Consider the following 1667-nt stretch of genomic DNA (forward strand, 5'->3'; position numbering starts at 1 on the left):
TTTATCCTCCGTTGCCGTAAAACCACCGACTTCAGGCGGTGGATATAAGGCAACTCCGCAATCATGCTTACGCATGGACGTTGTTTAGTGTGGTGTATTCTGCTGTTCAATGTACTGGCGGATAATCTCAATTGGAGCACCACCACAACTACCTGCAAAATAGCTAGGTGACCACAACGCACCACCCCATAACTGCCCTTTGATGGACGGATATTCTTTTTTACGCAATAACCGACTAGACACGCCTTTCAAGCTATTTACCAAACTAGAAATAGCCACTTTAGGCGGATAAACCACCAATAAATGCACATGGTCGCATTCACCATCAAACTCAACTAATTGTGCCTCAAACTTTGAACAAACTTCCTCAAAGATAACCTGCATATCATCTAAAATCTCTTTGGTGAATACTTTTCTGCGGTATTTAGCAACAAAGACCAAATGCACATGAAGATTGTAAACAACATGCCTACCACGTCTTAAATCATTTGACATATAATTAGACCAACTGTAAAATATAAAAATCCAATTATACTTAAACCTATGAAAACACTCAAGCTACGCATACGAGATAAACACACAGACCAACTAAACCACCTAAGCGGTTCGGTCAATTTTGTGTGGAATTATGTGAATGACTTGAGTTTTAAATATTTACAGCGTACTGGCAAATTCTTTTCCGCCTATGACCTAAACGAATACACCAAAGGTAGCGGTGAATTACTTGGCTTACACTCTCAAACCATTCAAGCCATCAATGAAACCCACGCTAAAAGCCGTAAACAGTTTAAAAAACCCAAACTATCATGGCGTACCAATAACCCAAAGTCTAAGCGTAAATCGCTCGGTTGGATACCGTTTAAAAAATCCGCCATTAAACACATCGCTACCCACCAAACTGGTAAAAAAGGCTTAAAATCCGCCCTACAACTAAGCTTAGCCAAAGGGCAAAAGCTAATCATTGACCTGTGGGACAGCTACAACCTGTCGCTATACCAAATTAACACCCTTGAGATTGTGCAAGACAGCCGTAACCGTTGGTATGCGTGCATTACGGTCAAAGACTATCCGAAACAATCGTGTGGAACTGGTAGTCTTGGCATAGATTTGGGCTTAAAAGACAGTGCCACTACCTCAAACGGCGACAAGCTACAAATCAAACAAACCCTAAAATATGCCAAAGCGTTAGCCACAGCCCAACGTGCCAAAAACAAACAGCGTGTCAAGGCAATCCATGCCAAAATCAAAAACACACGCCAAGACCTGATACATAAATTCACCACCCAATTAGTCAAAGAAAATGCTCTAATCGTGGTTGGTGACGTTAAAACTACCCAATTTAACAGCAAAAAAGGCAAACTAGCCAAATCGGTTTACGATGCTAGCTGGTTTGAACTCAAACGACAACTGACCTACAAATGTAAGAATGCAGGTTGTCGCTTAGAAACCGTATCTGAAAAATACACTACCCAAACTTGTTCGTGTTGCGGTCAAATCGACAGCAACAGTCCGAAAGGTAGAGCAGGTTTGCGAATAAGAGAATGGACTTGTGCGAAGTGTGGCACATGGCATGATAGAGATATCAATGCTAGTAAGAACATTCTTGCGGTCGGGCTTGACCGTCTAGCAGTAGGAATCCCCTCGGTTTAGCGAGGGGAGGAAGTCAA

At 42.1% G+C, this 1667-nt stretch carries 2 protein-coding genes; one reads left to right on the forward strand and one right to left on the reverse strand.

The genetic code is table 11. From position 1 onward, the window contains the following. Positions 1–84 precede the first annotated feature (84 nt). Positions 85–495: an IS200/IS605 family transposase gene (gene tnpA, locus M2R47_RS09310; protein WP_046701032.1), complete on the reverse strand. Its 411-nt coding sequence runs from the start codon at positions 493–495 to the stop codon at positions 85–87. 48 nt (positions 496–543) lie between these two features. Between tnpA and M2R47_RS09315 the strand changes: the two genes are divergently transcribed. Further along, positions 544–1650, forward strand: coding sequence for an RNA-guided endonuclease InsQ/TnpB family protein (locus M2R47_RS09315; RefSeq protein WP_249102514.1), 1107 nt, complete (start codon positions 544–546; stop codon positions 1648–1650). Positions 1651–1667 lie beyond the last annotated feature (17 nt).

It is taken from the genome of Moraxella oculi (assembly GCF_023336735.1).
In the GTDB taxonomy this organism is placed as follows: Bacteria; Pseudomonadota; Gammaproteobacteria; order Pseudomonadales; family Moraxellaceae; genus Moraxella; species Moraxella oculi.